Raw genomic sequence first — 19,985 nt, 5'->3', positions numbered from 1 at the left:
ATAGCTATCTCCTTCCTCTTAGCTTATTAATTGCTTCTCGTTGTTTCTGCGCCCTGCTTTTAACATTTGAAATTGTTGTATCATCCGTATTAGTGGATTCGTTCATAAATTGAGCTAAAGATTGAATTGTACTGAAACGGAATAAGTCCATCATTGATATGTTTTTATGTAATTTTTCTAATACTTTAGATCTAACTTTAATAACTAAAAGAGAATGTCCTCCAATTTCAAAGAAGTTATCCTCTATCCCAACTTCGCTTATCCGTAATATATCCTTCCATATTTGTCCAAGTTCAATTTCAAGAACTGAAGAAGGTAGTTTAATGGGATCCTTTTTTTCCTCCAAAATATTGTGTGCATTAGACAAAGACCTTTTATCAATTTTCCCATTGGGCAAGAGAGGCATCTGTGTAAGTTGGATGAAAAAACTCGGCACCATATATTCAGGTAGCACAGCACCTAAAAAACTTCTAATCTCTCTAGCTTCAAGTTGAAAGTAAGCCTCTGTTGTAAAGTATGCTACAAGCTGTTTGTCATCAGGAGAACTTCCCTTTAAGTCAAGAACAACTTCCCGTATTTTTGGGTGCAAACGAATTGCTGCTTCGATCTCTCCTAGTTCTATTCTGAAGCCACGCAACTTTACTTGATGATCTAGCCGTCCCAAATATTCAATTACCCCTTCTGTGGTAAATCTCGCTAGATCCCCAGATTTGTACAATAATTCCTCTTGTTTAAATGGATTTAAGATGAATTTTTCATTAGTTAATTCACTACGGTTATAATAACCTTTTCCTACCTGAACGCCACCAATATGCAGTTCCCCCGCAACCCCAATAGGCGTAGGGGAAAGGTAACGATCAAGAATGTAGACTTGCGTATTAGCAGCAGGTCGACCAATAGGGATGTCTGCTTTCTCCATTTCTTTATTACATTTCCAACTAGTTGCATGCACTGCAGTTTCTGTTGGACCATAAAGGTTGTACAGTTCTGTGCTAGGAAAGCATCCAAAAAAATTATTCTGCAAATCCGATGTAAGCGCCTCTCCAGCCACTAAAACGCGCTGCAAGCTTGTACAACGACTAGCCTCCGGGTCCTCCAGAAATATTGTTAACATGGACGGTACAAAGCCAATAATAGTAATCTGATTTTTCTGAATAGCTTCAATTAAATAAGATGGATCCTTATGCCCCTCGGGTACTGCTAGGTATAAGGAAGCACCAATACTAAGGGGCCAAAATATTTCAGGTATAGATACGTCAAAGCTAAACGGCGTTTTTTGTAGTAATCGGTCTTCTGCAGAGATTTTAAATTCTTCCTGCATCCACAACAACTGGTTATTAATTGCTTTATGTGTATTCATAGCTCCTTTGGGTTTACCCGTTGAACCCGAGGTATAAATCATATAAGCCAAAGAATCGATTGTTACTTCACTTTTCGGATTGAATTTAGGTTGTGTTTCAATAGCTGACCAGTCTTCATTCAGATTCAGACATTTGATAGCACCTGTAAATATTGAATGGAGTTGTTCTTTTTCTAAGAAATTCTGTGTTATTAGGAAAGCCACACCGGAGTCTTCCAACATATACGTTAAACGGTCAACAGGATAGGTTGGGTCAATAGGTACGTAAGCTGCACCAGCTTTTAGAACTCCAAGTAGTGCTACAACCATTTCAATAGATCTTTCCATACAGACCCCTACAAATTGCCCGCAATTAATCCCTTCCTTCTGGAGAAAATGTGCCAATTGATTAGCACGTTCGTTCAACTCTTGATAACTTAGCGAAGTCTCTTCAAAACAAATGGCCTGAGCATCCGGTGAACGCTGTGCTTGCTGCTCTATAAGCTCATGAAGAAGATTCTCCGGGTATGCTTTGCTTGTTTCATTCCAATGATTGAGAATTTTTTCCTTCTCATCGAGGGAAAGCATCTCAATTTCAGCAATACTTTGATTGGGATAAACCAGAATGTTTTGTAAAAGAGTAATAAAATGCTTTGCCAATCTCTGTATACTCTCCAACTTGAAGAGGTCAGTGCGATATACAAAAGAAAACTTGGGAGCTTCTAGTTCTGTAATTTCGAGAGTTAAATCAAAGTTTGCTGTACTTCTCTCATATGGATAAGTAGACCATGTTTTAAATCCCTCCCCCATAAGCTTGGCTTGAGATGATCCGGCTCCTACACTTAGCATAGCTTGAATAATAGGATTATGGGTTGTTGAACGCTCTGGTTGTAACATCTCTACCAATTTTTCAAAGGGAAGTTCCTGATGCTCATAAGCCGACAATGCCGAATCCCGAATATTATGAAGCCATTCTTTGAAAGTCATTTTCTCATCAGGTATGCGCGTACGGATAACCAGCGTGTTAGCAAAAAAACCAGTAATTCCTTCCATTTCCTTCTTTGGTCGATTAAAGACTGGAAGTCCAACTAGCAAATCTTCTTGCCCAGAATATCGATAAAGCAGCAGCTTAAATAGAGCTAGAAATGCCATAACTGGGGTGACTTGTTCTTTTAGGCAAAAATCACGAAAACTTCGCAACGTACTCTCTGGTACGTTGAATTCGTAAACAGCACCCCTACTAGTCTGGACTGTTGGTCTAGGATAATCCAGAGGGAGCTCTATTAACGCAGGAGCTCCTTCCAAATACTCTTTCCAAAACTTCATATGCTCTTTCCATTGATCTTTTTCATATTGATTTGTCTGCCAACGTGCGTAATCATAATATTGAAGAGGCATTTTCTTTGTTAATGGAATTCCATTTAAACGCGCCTCGTAGCCGGCAATTAACTCTTTCATCAAAATCCCATTCGACCAGCCATCCGTTATAATATGATGAATAGAAAGAGAAAATATCCATTCCTCAATACCCAATTGGATCACCTCGGCACGAAATAGAGGACCATTTTTTAAATCGAATAGTTGATTTACACTTTCTTTTAAAATTGAATTAAGCTTCTTTTCCCTCTCAATAATCTGCAACATAGAGATATCTGTGGAGGGAAGTACGAATTCTAGAGACTCCAGAATAACTTGAATAGGTTCTCCTTCTAATTCGATAAAAACAGTTCGTAAAATAGAATGACGGTTTATCAATTCTCTAAAGCTATCTTCCAACTTATTGACATCCAGTTGTTCTTTTATATGGTATATAATAGGAAGATGGTATCCTGATGAGTCTGGCATCCATTGTTGTAAAAACCACAGTCTTTTCTGAGCAAAAGATAGAGGAATTACTCCTGTAGGAGCGGTCGCTATAATCCCCTTTGCATCATGACTTATAGAATTCTGTAGCCATTGTTTTAGTAAACTGTTATCAGCCTTACTCTTTTGTTTGTTATCTAGCATTATATAACTCTCCTTTTAAACTACTCCTGCATTTCGCTGATTTTAGCAACTACACGTTCCTCAATTTGGTGAGCAAAATCACGTAGTTGAGAAAACGTGAATAAAGTCCCTAAGGGAAGTTCAATTGGAAATATCTCTTTAATCCGGCTAATTACCCTCGATGCCATCAATGAATCTCCGCCAATTTCAAAGAAATCATCTTCTGTCTGAATTGTTGTACTTCCAACAACTTCCTTCCAAACTTTTATAACTATTTCCTGAATTTTAAGCTGTAAATCAACTTCTCCCTCTGGTTCCGGAGAACTATATTTGGCAGCTGCTACTTCTTCAAGGATATCTTTTTCAATTGGTTTATGCTCCTTCACAATATCGATCCAAAACCGTTGATGTTCAAAGGGATAAGAAGGCAAAGCAATTCGTCGACGTTCTCCCTCTAGGTTCAGTTGAGACCAAAGAACTGTTACGCCCGATAACCACAATTCTCCTAGAACACTTAGAATTCTGCTTATAATGGTCTCTCTCTCCCCAGCGTTACTAGAATGAATTCCAATAATTTGAGGATTATATCCTTGCAAATGCACTTTAGGTAATGTTGTTAGCAAAGATTGATTGCTACCTATTTCTAGGAATAGATGATTTGGAGAATTAAATAATCCCTCAATTTCCTTGAGGCTTAATACAGAATCTTGCGTTTCATTAGAAAATCTATCCCAATAATCAGGAGCAGAAGTATTTTTCCCTATCCATCTTCCTAAATCCACAGAAAAAATCGGGGTTTTCAATTCTGTCTTCATTAAATTCTGATAAGTTTTATAATAGGGAGAATGTTCCTCAGTGTGCATATCACTTCTTTTAGCTACCATTTCTAAAGCATCTCGCAAGTCCAACACTCCTACTAGACAGGCAGCAACATACTCCCCTATACCTTGAGCAATCATAAATTCCGGATGAATGCCTAAGTCCAACCAAAACTTTCCTAGAGCATAGTTCTCTATAAAAATTGCGAGATCTAGTACTTTATTATGAATCTTTGAAGTACTTCTGTTTTCTATATCTGAAGCAAACCATAGCTTTTTGATATCGTACTCCAGCCAGGACTCTGTAAGCTTACAGCATTTATCCACTTCTTTAGTAAATAGGGGCTCCGACTTATAGAGTTCATTTACATAATGCTGATTTTGTGCATACTGTCCAGATAAAGTGAATATCACTGAAGGGGAAGTTTTCACCTCTTTGGGCTGTTCCCCACCATTAGAGTAGTTTCTTAATTGTTCTACTGCATTATTAATATCACTAGTCAACAGGACTCTACGGCATGGAAACTCAGATCTGCCAACCTGAAGTGTGTAAGCAGCATTTGCTAACTCTTCGTTTGTTTTCCCTTCTAACCATTGAGCTAAACGAAACGACATATTCTCCAGTGCTTTGAACGTTCTTGCAGATAATATAATTAAGTGCTGTGCCATAATAGATGTTGATCCTTTAGTAAATGGTGCCTGCTCTAAAATAACATGTGCATTCGTTCCCCCTACGCCTAAAGCACTTACCCCTGCTCGAAGCGGAACCGGACCATTCCAATTCTGCAAATTGCTGTTAACATAAAAGGGGCTATGGGTAAAATCAATTTTATGATTTGGTGTTTTAAAATGTAAAGTTGGTGGGAGTTGACGATTCTTAAGGGATAACACCGTTTTAATAAAACCAATGACCCCTGCCGCTGCATCCAAATGTCCTATATTGGATTTGACTGATCCCAAGGCGCAGTATTCATTTTTTTGTGCTCCATTATTTCGGAAAGCTTTTGATAGAGCACTAACTTCAATAGGATCTCCTAGCGGCGTTCCAGTTCCATGAGCTTCAATATAAGATATGCTCTCCGGTGACACTTGTGCCCTATGCAAAGCTTCACTAATTACATTAGCCTGACCCTCAACACTCGGGGCAGTAAATCCAATTTTCTTCGAACCATCGTTATTAATAGCTGAGCCTTTAATGACTGAATAAATCGTATCACCGTCTTTCAAAGCTTGAGACAACCGCTTTAGAACTACGACTCCACTCCCCATTCCCCCAATAGTTCCGAGCGCTTCATCATCGAAAGTTCGACATTGCCCAACTGGAGAGCTAATTTCGCCTTCCCTATAGAGATACCCATCCATTAGAGGAGAGCGAACTGTAACTCCACCAGCTAACGCAATCTCACAATCGTTCATAAACAAACCCTGACAAGCCATGTGAATTGCCACAAGTGAGGTGGAACAAGCTGTTTGAATGGTGACAGCAGGCCCTCTCAGGTTCAATTTATAGGCTGTACGGGTAGCTAAGGAGTCCTTATCATTGTTCATAAAAATGCTGTACATCCCCACCATATCTACGTACTGACGATTTGGCAAAAGATTATTGAGTAGATACGTGTTGAATGCAGTCCCTGCGTATATGCCAATTTTCCCTTCAAATCTAACAGGATCATACCCAGCATGTTCTAATGCCTCCCATGTATTCTCCAGAAAAATCCTATGCTGAGGATCCATTACTTCCGCTTCACGAGGTGAAACATGGAAAAATCCAGCATCAAATTGATCTGCCCCCTCTAAATATCCTCTAGCTGCAACATAGTTGGTACGGCTTACATTGGATACATCAGCACCGGCTTCAATCAGTTCCGCCTCACTAAACCAACGAATAGAATCAATTCCATCCTTTAGATTATTCCAAAATTGCTCTGCTTCTTGCGCTCCAGGAACACGGCAAGCTAAACCGATAACAGCAATATCTTCCTTTATCAACTTCTGATCATCATTTCCTGGCGAAGCATTTGAATCATTAATCCCCTTCTGTTCTTGTCCACTATGGATGCTTATAGAGGATTCGAGAGCATGCTCACTCGTTAAACGTTGAGCAATTTGCTGAACTGTGGTGTACTGAAAAAGTTCAATTAATTGAATATTTGTATTCATGCCTTTTTGTAATAATTCATGAACACGGGCCAACAATAGAGAATGTCCACCAATATCAAAAAAGTTGTCCGTACTACTTATTTTTTCTTTTCCTAATACTTGCATCCAAACGTCCGCTATGTATTTCTCTAGCTTGTTTTGAGGAGCCATAAACTCATGGGAGCTTGCGTAATCCAGAACCTCAGGTAAAGCTAAGCGATCTACTTTTCCATTTCGAGTAACTGGAAATTTTGTCATACAGATAATTCGTACTGGAACCATGTAATCAGGCAATTTTTTTTTGAGTGCTCTAATAAGCTCAGGTTCCTTTATCTCTAATTGTTGATCTACTGTTACATATGCGATAATTTTGGATTCTCCTGGTAAAGTTCCCCTTGTTACTACCACCGCTTCTTTTACTCCTGAATGCGCCGCTAGTAGCGTCTCGATCTCCCCTAACTCGATGCGCAATCCTCTAATTTTCACTTGATTATCTTTTCTAGATAGATACTCTATATTGCCATCAGCTAAAATCCTTGCAATATCCCCAGTACGATACAGTCTTTCCCACTGTCCTGAATGAACCTCAACTTCCACAAAATTATTTTCCATTAAATCAGAACGAAAAATATAGCCCTGAGATACACCTAAACCACCTATATAGAGCTCTCCTGGCACACCAATTGGCATTTTTTGTTGATTCGCATCAAGAATATATACATGAGTATTTGCAATTGGCCGACCAATAACCGGAGAACCATCATGAATTCCTTTTGGAACTACACCATAAGTAGCTACAACTGTTGTTTCAGTGGGGCCATAATGATTAACTAATTGAAAAGGTAAACTGATGTCCGGAAACCGATGAAGCTTGTCTCCTCCCGTAAGCATTGCCCTTAAATGTGTCGACTTAGGCCATGTAAAAGTAAGCAATACTTCCGCCAATGGTGTTGGTACAAAGCTGATATTAATATGGTTTTCTATCAACCATTGCTGAAGTCTCTGAGGAGACAAACGAGTTTCTTCATCAGCCAGATAAATTGTCCCACCTACCAAAAGCGTTGGCCATATTTCCCATACAGCAGCATCAAAACTGACTCCTGCCAGCTGTGAGGTTCGATCTTCTTGGGACAAACTGTATGTTTTAATATGCCAATCAATTAAATTCATTAAATTGGAGTGGGTAACCCCAACCCCCTTAGGAGTTCCCGTTGATCCTGAAGTATAAATAACATACCCAAGCTCATTAACGGGATTTTCAAGAGATACCATTTCAGAGGTCACATTTTCACTTTTCAATAACTCACCGAGGCATAGAACTTTTGAGCTAACAGGTAACCTCTCTTTTAACTCATCCTCCGTAATAACTACTGCCACCCTTGCATCTTTCAACATATATTCAAGTCTATCTGGTGGGTGGCCAGGATCTAAAGGAAGGTATGCAGCACCCGCCTTCCAGACCCCCAGCATAGCTACAAGTATTGAGATACTTCTGTTCATGCAAATTGCTATTACTCCGCCTGCACTCTCCTGCAATAGTCGTAATCGATGTGCCAATAAGTCCGCAGCTTTATTCAATTCTCTATAAGTTATAGATGAATATTGATCTACAGCTGCAATTTGAAATGGAATTTCTTGTGCTATCTGTTCAAAACAATGAAGAACAGTGTGTGTTTTTGAAATTGGGACCTCTGTTTTGTTCCATAAAAGTAATTTTTCCCGTTCCTCATCAGGAAGGATGTTAAAACGAGAGAACGAAATGTTTGGACGTTTTGCCGCTTCACGCAGTAGTTCCACATAATGTGTGGCCATCCGCTTAATTGTTTCTTTATTAAACAAGTCCGTACTGTATTCAATAACTATGCTAGCCCCCTTGAGACTTTCCCGAACAACAAAGGTCATATCATATTTAGATGTTCCCTGATGTTCCATCATGAGTTTCCCTTTTACACCCGCCATAACCCAATCTTTGTCTGAACTATGTTCTGTAGTGAACATAACTTGAAACAAAGGAGATCGTCCATGGCTACGATCAGGCTTAACAGCTCGCACAACCTCTGAGAATGAAACTTCTTGATTAGAGAACGCATCAAGAGCCACATTCTTTACACGCTGAAGAACTTCTGTAAATGTGGGATCCCCCGACAAATCTGCTCGGAGTACAACAGAGTTAATTAGCAAACCAATTAAAGGCATGAGTTCAGAGCTATCTCTACAAGAAACCGGAGTACCTACTAAAATATCTTCTTGCTGGGTATAACGATGTAACAGGATATAAAAGGTGCTAAGAAGTGACATAAATAGAGTGGCCCCTTGTAACTGGCCAAACCTTCTTATGCTGTGCATTACATCATCGGGAATAGGGAATTCTAATGTAGCTCCTTTGCCTGAAACGATAAGTGGACGTTTATTATCTATCGGTAAATCAAGAATTGGAAGGTCCCCGGAGAGTCTGCTTTTCCAAAATTCTAATTGTTTATCAATTTCTGTTTTTTTTGAAAATGAGTGGCTGTCTCGGGCAAATGCTGTATACGTATAAGAAAGTTCCGGCAGAAGAGAATCCTCAGAATTCACAAACATCTCATAGTGTTGTCTCATCTCTTCCAAAAACTTGTCCATTGATACTCCGTCAAATACAATATGATGTACCAAAAATATTAGCACATACTCTTCCTCAGCGAATTTCACTAGATTGAATCGTGCTAATGGACCCTTGCTAAGATCAAACTTCCTTGAATACTCAGATTCAACAATTCTCGGAATTATTTCCTCACGAGTGTTTTCTTCCAAGCTACAGTTTAAAAAAGGAAGTTTCATCGGTGTAAAAGGCAGTATCTGCTGCTCTTCGACCCCAAACTGATTAGTTACAAACACAGTTCGGAGCGTTGCATGCCTCCGAATAATTTCATTAATACTTTTCTCCAATGCATCCAGATCTAGCGTTCCTAACAATTGAAGAACATAAGGCATGTGGTATTGAGTATGATCTGGGTATAGTTTTGAAATAAATAACAATCCTTGCTGCTGGCTAGAGAGAGGGGCGCACGAGTCATCCGAAAGCTCATGTTCTTTTTTTTGCAGTTTTTTTCTGAGTAGTTCACGTTTCTCTTCGCTAGACAAATGTATCAAATTAGTATTCATTATTCCCAACCTTCTTCTATTAAAGATAATAACAATGTATCCATTTCGTTTTCAGAGAGATGATCAACGTCGATAGTCAGGTTGTTCGAATTCAACTTAGATGAAATCTTGGTGTCAATTTGATAGGCCAATTGCTTGACTGTCGGCTTATCAAACAAAAGCCTAGTAGGGAATTCTATATCAAATGTTTCCCGTATAAGAATAGCCATACGTGCCAAGCTTAATGAGTTTGCTCCCAGCTCAAACAGATTATCCTCTATACCGATATCTTCGAAGCCCATTATTTCTTCGACGAGTCTTGCCACTGTTCGTTCGGATTCTGTTCTTGGCTCTACACGTACTGACTGTCGTTCTAGAAATTTCACATCCATTTGTTCCAATGCCTTGCGGTCAACCTTTCCGCTTGACATAAGTGGGATTTTATCAATCTGAACTATTACAGGCAGCATATACTCTGGTAGCCTGCGTTCTAAATATTGCATGAGCCTGGAAGGAACTATGTCTTCTTGACTATGTGCCGTGACAAAGGCAATTAGTCTATTGTTATGAGGGTGATGCTCTTTCACAATAACTACCGCATCCCGAACACTTGAATGAAGTCCTAGCGTCTTCTCAATTTCACCTAATTCTATTCTGAATCCTCTGATTTTCACTTGCTGATCCATTCGCCCCAGAAATTCGAGGTTTCCATCTGATAGACACCGAACCCAGTCTCCGGTTCGATATAACTTAGCTTTGCGATCCTTAGAAAAGGTATGGAATATGAACTTTTCATCAGTTAAATCTTGTCGGTGCAAATATCCTTCTGCCAACGAGGTACCCCCAACAAATAATTCTCCCGGAACTCCTATAGGGACCATTTCTCGGTTTGCATCCAGCACATAAACTTGCGTATTTGCCAACGGCTTACCTATTTTAACTATCTTATTTTTGTTGCGCTCAGAAGGCCAGTAAGTTGCATTAATAGAAATTTCAGTTGGACCATATCGATTATGAATCTCAGCAGGTAGTTTCTCTAGTAATCTTTCTAGCAGTTCATAAGGCAAAGTCTCGCCTCCACTGAACACAAATTTTAATGAAGTGCAATTAGAAAAATCAGCCTCATCTAACATAAGTTGAAGCATAGAAGGAATAAAATGAATCATGGTTACACGATGCAAAAGAATCATTCGAACCATATATTGGGTGTCTTTATGTCCCCCAGGTGTTGAGATAATAAGTTTAGCCCCTGTCATCAAAGGAAGAAAAACCTCCCATACAGACACATCAAAACTAATTGGCGTTTTGTGAAATATAGTATCTGTTTCACTGACACTATATTCTTCTTTCATCCAGTGCAACCTGTTACATATAGCTCGGTGACTTATCATTACTCCTTTAGGCTGACCAGTTGTTCCTGATGTGTACATTACATAAGCCAGACGATCAGATCCGGATTCTCTCATAGGATTTGCCTCTTGCCCCTCATGAGGTATCATTCTCTCCTCATCTAAATATAAGATAAGATTTATATTATATTTCATATCTCCTATAACTTTTCTATCTGTTAGAAGAATTTTTATCGCTGCATCTTTCAGAATATTCTCGACTCTTTCTGATGGATATGTAGGGTCAATTGGTACATAAGCTGCTCCTGATTTGACGATCGCTAACATTGCAATTACCATTTCTAACGAGCGTTCCATGTATAAGCCAATAAGAGTGTTTGATGATGCACCCATTTGTTGCAAACGGTGAGCCAATTTATTAGCTTCTACATTAAGTTCATGAAATGTCAAGTTGTTGTTATGGTTAATCACTGCAATTTGATCAGGCGTTTTGGCAACTTGTCGCTCTATCAAGTCTGCTAGGCAGAGATCAAGCGGATAATTTCGTTCTGTAGAGTTTAACAAAAGCAATTTTTTTTGTTCCCACTCTGTCAATAAGGGAAGAGTCGAAACACAAATGTCCGGTGACATAACTGCTCCTGATAAAAGCATTTGAAAATGTTCTGTCATTCTGGACACAGTCTTAAAATCATACAAATTCGTATTATAGACAAGTCTGCCTTCTAATCCCGTACTAGTCGATATTATTTCTAAGTTAAGATCAAATTTTGCAGTTTGATTGTCTATATCTTCTTGGACCCAATCTGTATTTCCGACCGTCCAAGATCTCACTTCTTCTGATTGAAGAACAAACATAACTTGAAACAAAGGATTATAGCTCATGTTACGTTCTATTCCTATTGCCTCAATAATGTGTTCAAAAGGAATATCCTGATTTGCATAAGCTTCTAGAGTTATTTCCCGTACTTGAAGAAGCAAGCTACGGAATGTTCCTTCTCTAGTAACATTTAACCTTAGAGGTAATGTATTAACAAAGAATCCAAGAACCTCTTCTAAGTCACTTCGGTTTCGATTAGCAATTGGGGCACCAATGACTATGTCTTCTTGACCTGAGTACCGATACATTACTGCGTACCAAGCTGTTAATAGCGCCATAAATAGAGTAGTATCTGTTTCCTTGCACAATCCTTGCAGTAAATTAACCAAAGGCTTCGGTATTGAGAACTTACATTGTGAGCCTGAAAAATTTTGAATAGCAGGCCTTTTATAATCTAAAGGAAGTTCTAGTTTGTCTGCTACATTTCTCAGTTTATTTTCCCAATACATTTTTTGCCCAGCAAACCGTTTTTCATGAAAGCAACGATTTTGCCACTCACTAAAATCAGAATATTGAATAACGGGTTCAGTAAACTTAATTCCTTGCTTTTGTATAAGCTGTTCATAAAATATTTTTAATTGCTTTGTGAAAATTTGCATGGACCAGCCATCTGTTATAATGTGGTGCTTCACTAATATAAACCAATTCAAGTTATCCTCTAGTTTAATGAGAGCCGCTCTAAGAAGAGGGGGATTCTCCAGATTAAAGGGTATACGCGCTTGCTCCTGTGCCCAAGACAGTGCGGAACCCTCTCTTTCGTTTTTAGAAACTTCAGTAAAATCAATTTTTTGAATCAGAAGGGGCATTGAAGGAAGTACTCGTTGAGCAGGTTCCTGACCAACTATAGGATAATATGTCCGTAAAGATTCATGTCGGTGAATCATCTCATTTAATGCTAGTTCTAATAGCTCATATTGCAAATCACCCTTAATCTTGTAAATAAAAGGGCAATTATAAGCAGGACTCTCCGGCTCCAACTGCTGTAAAAACCATAAACGTTGTTGTGCATAAGATAACGGCACATCCCCCTTCACTTGACGTGGTACAATTGGAGGCAAGATATTATCACCGGTTGCCTGATCAATCTCCACTGCAAGGTCCTTCAGTATGGACGTTTTAAATATTTGAGCCACACTCACCTCTACTGAGAATGACTCCCTAATATGCGATACTAACTGAGTAGCTAGAAGCGAATGTCCTCCTCTATGGAAAAAATGATCATTACGCCCGATACACTCTGAACGTAGAAGCAGTTCCCAAATTCCAGCTAACTTTCCTTCAGTGTCCGTGTTTGGGGCAATATATTCTTCAACCTCAGAAACATAATCCGGTTCCGGCAGAGCTCTTCGATCCACTTTTCCATTAGGTGTCAATGGGATGCTGTCCACTTTCACAATTACACCAGGAACCATGTATTCCGGCAGAGCGGCAGAAATATCCCTACGCAATTCCAACATCGTTATTTCTGTATTTCCCTCCAAGACTACATACCCTACAAGCTGCTTATCTCCAGGCGTAACTTCGAATGCTACCACTGTAGCTTGTTGTACTGTCGGGTGAGAAACCAGCGCAGCTTCTACCTCTCCTGGTTCAATACGATAGCCACGTATCTTTATTTGCTGGTCTATTCGTCCTAAAAATTCAAGTAATCCATCTTCTCTCCACCTAACTTTGTCCCCGGTACGGTACAGCCGCTCATCAGGTACAAATGGATTACTTACAAATTTCTCCTCCGTAAGCTCTTGTCTCCCCACATACTCTCTGGCTAATCCGTCGCCACCTGTATACAACTCTCCTGGCACCCCTATTGGAACCGGTTGGCCTGCTTCATCTAAAACATAAACCTGTGTATTGGAAATAGGCCGCCCGATCGATACATTTTCTCCCAGATGAGTGCCATGTTGCATTGGATAACATGTTGTAAACGTAGTATTTTCTGTCGGACCATAGGCATGTACCAATATGATTTGGGGATAAGCATCCAAAACCTGTTGCACATGAGCTACCGAAAGAATATCTCCCCCAGTGAGAAGCTGCCTCACCTTGCTTAAAGCCGGTAGCTGATAGTCCACCATTTGATGGAACAATCCTGTCGTCAACCATAAGCTGGTAATCCCCTCTTGTTCGACAAACCTTCCAATCTCCTCTAATGAAGGTCGATGCGCTGGAAAAACTGCCAGCTTTCCTCCATTTAACAAGGCTCCCCAAATCTCCAAAGTAGAAGCATCAAACGCTACCGGAGCCAACAGCATCATCACTTCATCCGGTCCAAATGTTGCATAATTCGTTTCTTTTACTAACCGCACCACCCCTCTTTGAGGCACGGCCACACCTTTGGGTTTACCTGTCGAACCAGATGTAAACACTACATAGGCTAAACTATCCGATGAACTCATAGGAGCTAAATTTTCTTTGTTTTCAGCTGCGAATTCTTCCGTTGATGAATTAAATATGATTAATTGCAAATGATCTTCGTGAAGCCAAAGTTCTTCGCGCAAGTGCTCTTGAGTTAATATAATAGATAACTCAGTATCTTCTATCATTAAATTAAGACGTTCCTTAGGATAACTTGGATCTAGTGGCACATAAGCTCCACCGGCCTTAAGAACAGCCAATAGTCCAACTATAAGTTCTGCTGACCGTTCCATGCTAATGCCTACAAGGTCCCCTTCACTAACTCCTTGCTTCCGCAGATAGGCAGCTGCTTGGTTCGCTCGTTCGTTTAGCTCCACATACGACAGTACATTTCCTTCGAAAACTACAGCCGTTGCTTCTGGATCTCTCTTAACTTGCTCCTCAAATAATTCTGCAATAGTACACTCTGCTGGATAGCTGGTTTTTGTTTCGTTCCATTGCACCAATATCTGGTCTAGTTCTTCGTTATTTATGTACTTTAATTCTGATACCGGCACGTCTGGTTTCCTCAGGCAATTTTCAATTAAACTTTCAAAGTGTCCCAGCATTCGTTCTATGCTTGATTGTTTGTATAAATCCGTACAATATTCCAGTGTCCCAGTGATACCTTGCTCTGTTGATATCATTTCCATAGTCAAGGAGAATTTGGAGGTTCCTGTTCCAGTCGCAATTGGACGGAGGTGTAACTCCTTACTCTCCATCTTTTCTGCATAATCAGTTTGAAGCACAAACATCACTTGGAAAAGTGGTGCATAAGCTGGATTGCGATCCATCTCTACAATCTCTACTACCTTGTCAAAAGGAATGTCTTGATACAAATATGCCTCTAAAGTAGTTTCCTTTACTTGGCCTAATAATTTTCTGAAACTTAGTTCTTTCATTCCGTTTATTCGTAAAGCCAATGTGTTAACAAAGAAACCAATTATATTATCAGTCTCTTTTTGTGTCCGATTCGCAATAGGAGAACCAACTACCAGATCATCTTGTCCTGAATACCGATATAGTAAGACCGACCAAATTGAGAGTAGGGCCATATATAGCGTGACCCCTTCTTGTTTGGAAAACCTCTTTAAATCTTCACTTAGTTGAGAAGAAAGAGAAAATGATTTATTTTCACCTCGTATGCTTCGAGTTAGAGGCGTAGGAAAGTCTGTAGGAAATTCCAAATACGATGGTATCCCTTCAAGCTTCAACTTCCAATAATCAGCTTGCTTTTTCATTTCATCCGGTTGCAGCCAATTCCGTTGCCATTCACTATAATCTGTATATTGAAGACGTTTACCTAATATTTCAGACATCTCATTATTACAAAGAGAATCATACAAACCGAGCCATTCTTCAAGAAAAACCCCCATAGACCATCCATCAATAATCATATGATGAATGTTTAAAAAAATATAAGATCGCTCTTCCTCCAGCCGGTAATGTGTTACACGAAGTAGGGGGGCAACAGAAAGATCAAAAGGAGTCTTAGCTTGTTCATTTATCCTTTGTAACACCTCTGTTTCATATAACTCGCTATTACCAGTGTGGGTTTGATCAATCCAGTTTATCTTTTCAATTATTACTTCTACTTCAGGCAAAATCCGCTGTAGAGGTTCATGTCCTCCCATCGGAAAGATGGTCCGTAAAGATTCATGCCTCCGGATCATTTCATTCAAAGCTTGTTCCAGTAAAGATTCCTTTATTTTACCTGTAACTTCATAGGTTAAAGGAACATTATAAAGTGGACTCTCCGGCTCCAACTGCTGTAAAAACCATAAACGTTGCTGTGCATAAGATAACGGCACATCCCCTTTCACTTGACGTGGTACAATTGGAGGCAAGATATTATCACCGGTTGCCTGATCAATCTCCACTGCAAGGTCCTTCAGTATGGGCGTTTTAAATATTTGAGCCACACTCACCTCTACTGAGAATGACTCCCTGATATGAGATACTAACTGAGTAGCTAGAAGCGAATGTCCTCCTCTATGGAAAAAATGATCATTACGCCCGATACACTCTGAACGTAGAAGCAGTTCCCAAATTCCAGCTAACTTTCCTTCAGTGTCCGTGTTTGGGGCAATATATTCTTCAACCTCAGAAACATAATCCGGTTCCGGCAGAGCTCTTCGATCCACTTTTCCATTAGGTGTCAATGGGATGCTGTCCACTTTCACAATTACACCAGGAACCATGTATTCCGGCAGAGCGGCAGAAATATCCCTACGCAATTCCAACATCGTTATTTCTGTATTTCCCTCCAAGACTACATACCCTACAAGCTGCTTATCTCCAGGCGTAACTTCGAATGCTACCACTGTAGCTTGTTGTACTGTCGGGTGAGAAACCAGCGCAGCTTCTACCTCTCCTGGTTCAATACGATAGCCACGTATCTTTATTTGCTGGTCTATTCGTCCTAAAAATTCAAGTAATCCATCTTCTCTCCACCTAACTTTGTCCCCGGTACGGTACAGCCGCTCATCAGGTACAAATGGATTACTTACAAATTTCTCCTCCGTAAGCTCTTGTCTCCCCACATACTCTCTGGCTAATCCGTCGCCACCTGTATACAACTCTCCTGGCACCCCTATTGGAACCGGTTGGCCTGCTTCATCTAAAACATAAACCTGTGTATTGGAAATAGGCCGCCCAATTGGTACATTTTCTCCTAACTCAGTACCATGTTGCATTGGATAGCATGTTGTAAACGTAGTATTTTCTGTCGGACCATAGCCATTAATCAAGGTGATTTGAGAATGTGTTTCCAAGACCTGTTGCACATGAGCTACCGAAAGAATATCTCCCCCAGTAAGAAGCTGCCTCACCTTGCTTAAAGCCGGTAGCTGATAGTCCACCATTTGATGAAACAATCCTGCCGTCAACCATAAGCTGGTAATCCCCTCTTGTTCGACAAACCTTCCAATCTCCTCTAATGAAGGTCGATGCGCTGGAAAAACTGCCAGCTTTCCTCCATTTAACAAGGCTCCCCAAATCTCCAAAGTAGAAGCATCAAACGCTACCGGAGCCAACAGCATCATCACTTCATCCGGTCCAAATGTTACATAATTCGTTTCTTTTACTAACCGCACCACCCCTCTTTGAGGCACGGCCACACCTTTGGGTTTACCTGTCGAACCAGATGTAAACACTACATAGGCTAAACTATCCGATGAACTCATAGGAGCTAAATTTTCTTTGTTTTCAGCTGCGAATTCTTCCGTTGATGAATTAAATATGATTAATTGCAAATGATCTTCGTGAAGCCAAAGTTCTTCGCGCAAGTACTCTTGAGTTAATATAATAGATAACTCAGTATCTTCTATCATTAAATTAAGACGTTCCTTAGGATAACTTGGATCTAGTGGCACATAAGCTCCACCGGCCTTAAGAACAGCCAATAGTCCAACTATAAGTTCTGCTGACCGTTCCATGCTAATGCCTACAAGGTCCCCTTCACTAACTCCTTGCTTCCGCAGATAGGCAGCTGCTTGGTTCGCTCGTTCATTTAGCTCCGCATACGACAGTACATTTCCTTCGAAAACTACAGCAGTTGCTTCTGGATCTCTCTTAACTTGCTCCTCAAATAATTCTGCAATAGTACACTCTGCTGGATAGCTGGTTTTTGTTTCGTTCCATTGCACCAATATCTGGTCTAGTTCTTCGCGGTTTATGTATTTCAGTTCTGATACAGGCGTGACAGGATTGCGTACTAACTGTTCTAATAAATCTAAATAATTTTTGACCATACGCTGAAAAATAATTTCCTCGAATTGACTACACTTATAATTTATACATCCCTCAAATTGTTCTGTATTTGAGAAAAATATATTTAGTTCAATGGGCATTTCAATCTGATACAATATTTCTTCAATAGAAGCGATTCGCTTTTCAAGCGTATTGTTAGGTTTCCCCCAGAAGAAACCAGCCTGAAATTTTATTTTTTCAAATTGTTCCTGATTTTTGTATAATTGAGAAGAGATATTTGGCTTTTTATTAAAATGCTCATACAACATCTCTACCATTTGATTCCCGGTCATAACTTTCTCTACTTCTATTAATAACGGTAGAGAAACGTGATCATCATTCTTTTCTTCCATACCACATCCCACTATAAATTTTCTTTCTCCTGAATATCTATAAAGCAATATCATCCAAGCGCTTAAAAAAATGAACTTAGCTTCAATATTTAATTCTTGAGAATATTTTTCTATATTCTTTATTGTATTTTTGGGGATTTCAAAGTTTACTTTACCGTTGTCTTCTAGTAATTGATGATTAATAATGGGAGCTCTTCTGGTAGGCGCTATTAAACGAAGGTCTTGTACATCTCTTAATTTTTCTAACCCTTTTACTTCATCATGCTCTAAATCAAGAATCTCTTTAATTTTCACCATCGTTCTCCTTCTCACAGAAGTGGTTTTTTATATTTATATTACTTTGATTTTTGTAGTCATCCCTTCAAAACAGTTTTTGCTAAATTGACAGAGGAGTCTTCTGACTTATCAGCATTGCGGAGTGAAGGAAAGACGAACATGATTAATGGACTAATCACACCAAACAGTAAACCACTCACGATGAGTACGAATGACATACCTGCTCCTGGACCATTACCAACATATTCACCAAAGAGGTTAGATAAAATCCCCCCTTCTTTAAAACCTGGGATAGCAACTTTATCCGATATAAATGTCATTACAAATACTGCAACAGGAATAGTTACTTGTGCCACCAACTTCATAATACCGAATACACGTCCTTGAAATGCTGGTTCAACCTTTGATTGCCATATTCCTACAGTAAGAACCACAGCAATATTATTAAACACACCTTGTAAAAAACCGGAGATAATCCAAACTGGTAGAGAACGCCCCCATCCGCCTACAACAAACCCAAATAATCCAGAAATAGCCCATGCTAGTAGAGTAAGTGGCACACGATTTTTTGGTCCTTTCCAAATGGTCATAAATACTCCAGACACTACGTTACCGATTCCATAACCCATGAGTGCCCAACCAGCAATTTTTACACTGTTATCTGAAAAAGCAAGTAGCATTGGACGGTACAATCCTTCATATGCACCAAATGCAATATTATAGAATGTCAAAACGAGTACAAAACCAAGCAAACTCATTCTTGCAAACAAATAACGAAATCCATCTATAGTATCTGACAATATTGTTCTTTCATTTTGTTCTGTTGTTTTTTGAGACTCAGGAATCTTAATAAAAATAATCGTGCAGATAATAAACAAAAACGTAAAAATATCTATAAGGAAAATCTGCTCAATTCCGATAAATCCAAGTAACATACCTGCCAGAGCAGGCGAAAGTGTTGTAGACAAACTTGAAGCAGTTTGGTACATTCCATTTGCTCTAGATCTTTGTCCGGCAGGAACCATTAAGGTAATAATAGACATGTAAGCTGGGAATTGAACTGAGCCAACTACTCCTCTTACAATTCCATATAAAATTAATACGAAACTAGACATTACATCCAATGAATGGATTGTTAGTAGTAGCACAGTGGCTAATGAGGCTATAATATCTGTCAAAATAATCATTTTTTTTCGGTTGAATTTGTCTACGAATGCACCTGCAAATATACTTGCAACAATTACAGAGCCATATGAAGCAGTCGCAAGTATACCTGCACTGAGTGCGGATCCTGTTTTTTCATACACCCAAGCAATCAAGGCAAATTGTGTCATTTGAGTTCCAATACCAGACAACAAGCTACCTATCATTAAGATAGCGAAAGACCATAGTCCCTTTTTTGTGGTAAAACTATTTTCGTTCACACAGTCAGCTCCTTATATTCCTTATATCCCAAGGTTTTAATCGGAATATTTATTAATATATAACAATTGACAACCACATTATTTACCGAATCAAAAATCTCCCTAGAGACAGATAAGTTTTTAAAATAAACCATCAAGCAGATTCTAGGGTTTTAGCGGT

General features: G+C 39.4%; 4 protein-coding genes. All 4 read right to left on the bottom strand.

The annotated features are described in order from the left end of the window. Positions 1-4: 4 nt before the first annotated feature. From MHH46_RS07070 to MHH46_RS07055, 4 genes are read right to left on the bottom strand one after another with little or no spacing between them, the layout of a single operon-like run. A complete protein-coding gene (locus tag MHH46_RS07070) occupies positions 5-3,346 on the bottom strand; it encodes a non-ribosomal peptide synthetase (RefSeq protein WP_076195214.1) in 3,342 nt (1,113 codons plus the stop codon). 20 nt (positions 3,347-3,366) lie between these two features. Further along, positions 3,367-9,423 (bottom strand): non-ribosomal peptide synthetase, encoded by a 6,057-nt coding sequence (locus MHH46_RS07065; RefSeq protein WP_076195216.1) that lies wholly within the window; start codon positions 9,421-9,423, stop codon positions 3,367-3,369. Beyond that, positions 9,423-18,422 (bottom strand): amino acid adenylation domain-containing protein, encoded by a 9,000-nt coding sequence (locus MHH46_RS07060; RefSeq protein ID WP_405132579.1) that lies wholly within the window; start codon positions 18,420-18,422, stop codon positions 9,423-9,425. The genes MHH46_RS07065 and MHH46_RS07060 overlap by 1 nt, the downstream gene beginning before the upstream one ends. Before the next feature lie 56 nt (positions 18,423-18,478). After that, positions 18,479-19,825 carry an MFS transporter gene (locus tag MHH46_RS07055; RefSeq protein WP_076192925.1) on the bottom strand — a complete coding sequence of 449 codons (1,347 nt, stop codon included), beginning with the start codon at positions 19,823-19,825 and terminating at the stop codon, positions 18,479-18,481. Positions 19,826-19,985: the final 160 nt, after the last annotated feature.

The sequence above is a fragment of the Paenibacillus sp. FSL H8-0175 genome (assembly GCF_045040615.1).
Lineage (GTDB): Bacteria > Bacillota > Bacilli > Paenibacillales > Paenibacillaceae > Paenibacillus_AQ > Paenibacillus_AQ odorifer.
The sequence above is the reverse complement of the archived record's forward strand: the minus strand, read 5'-3'. Positions and strand labels throughout refer to the sequence as shown.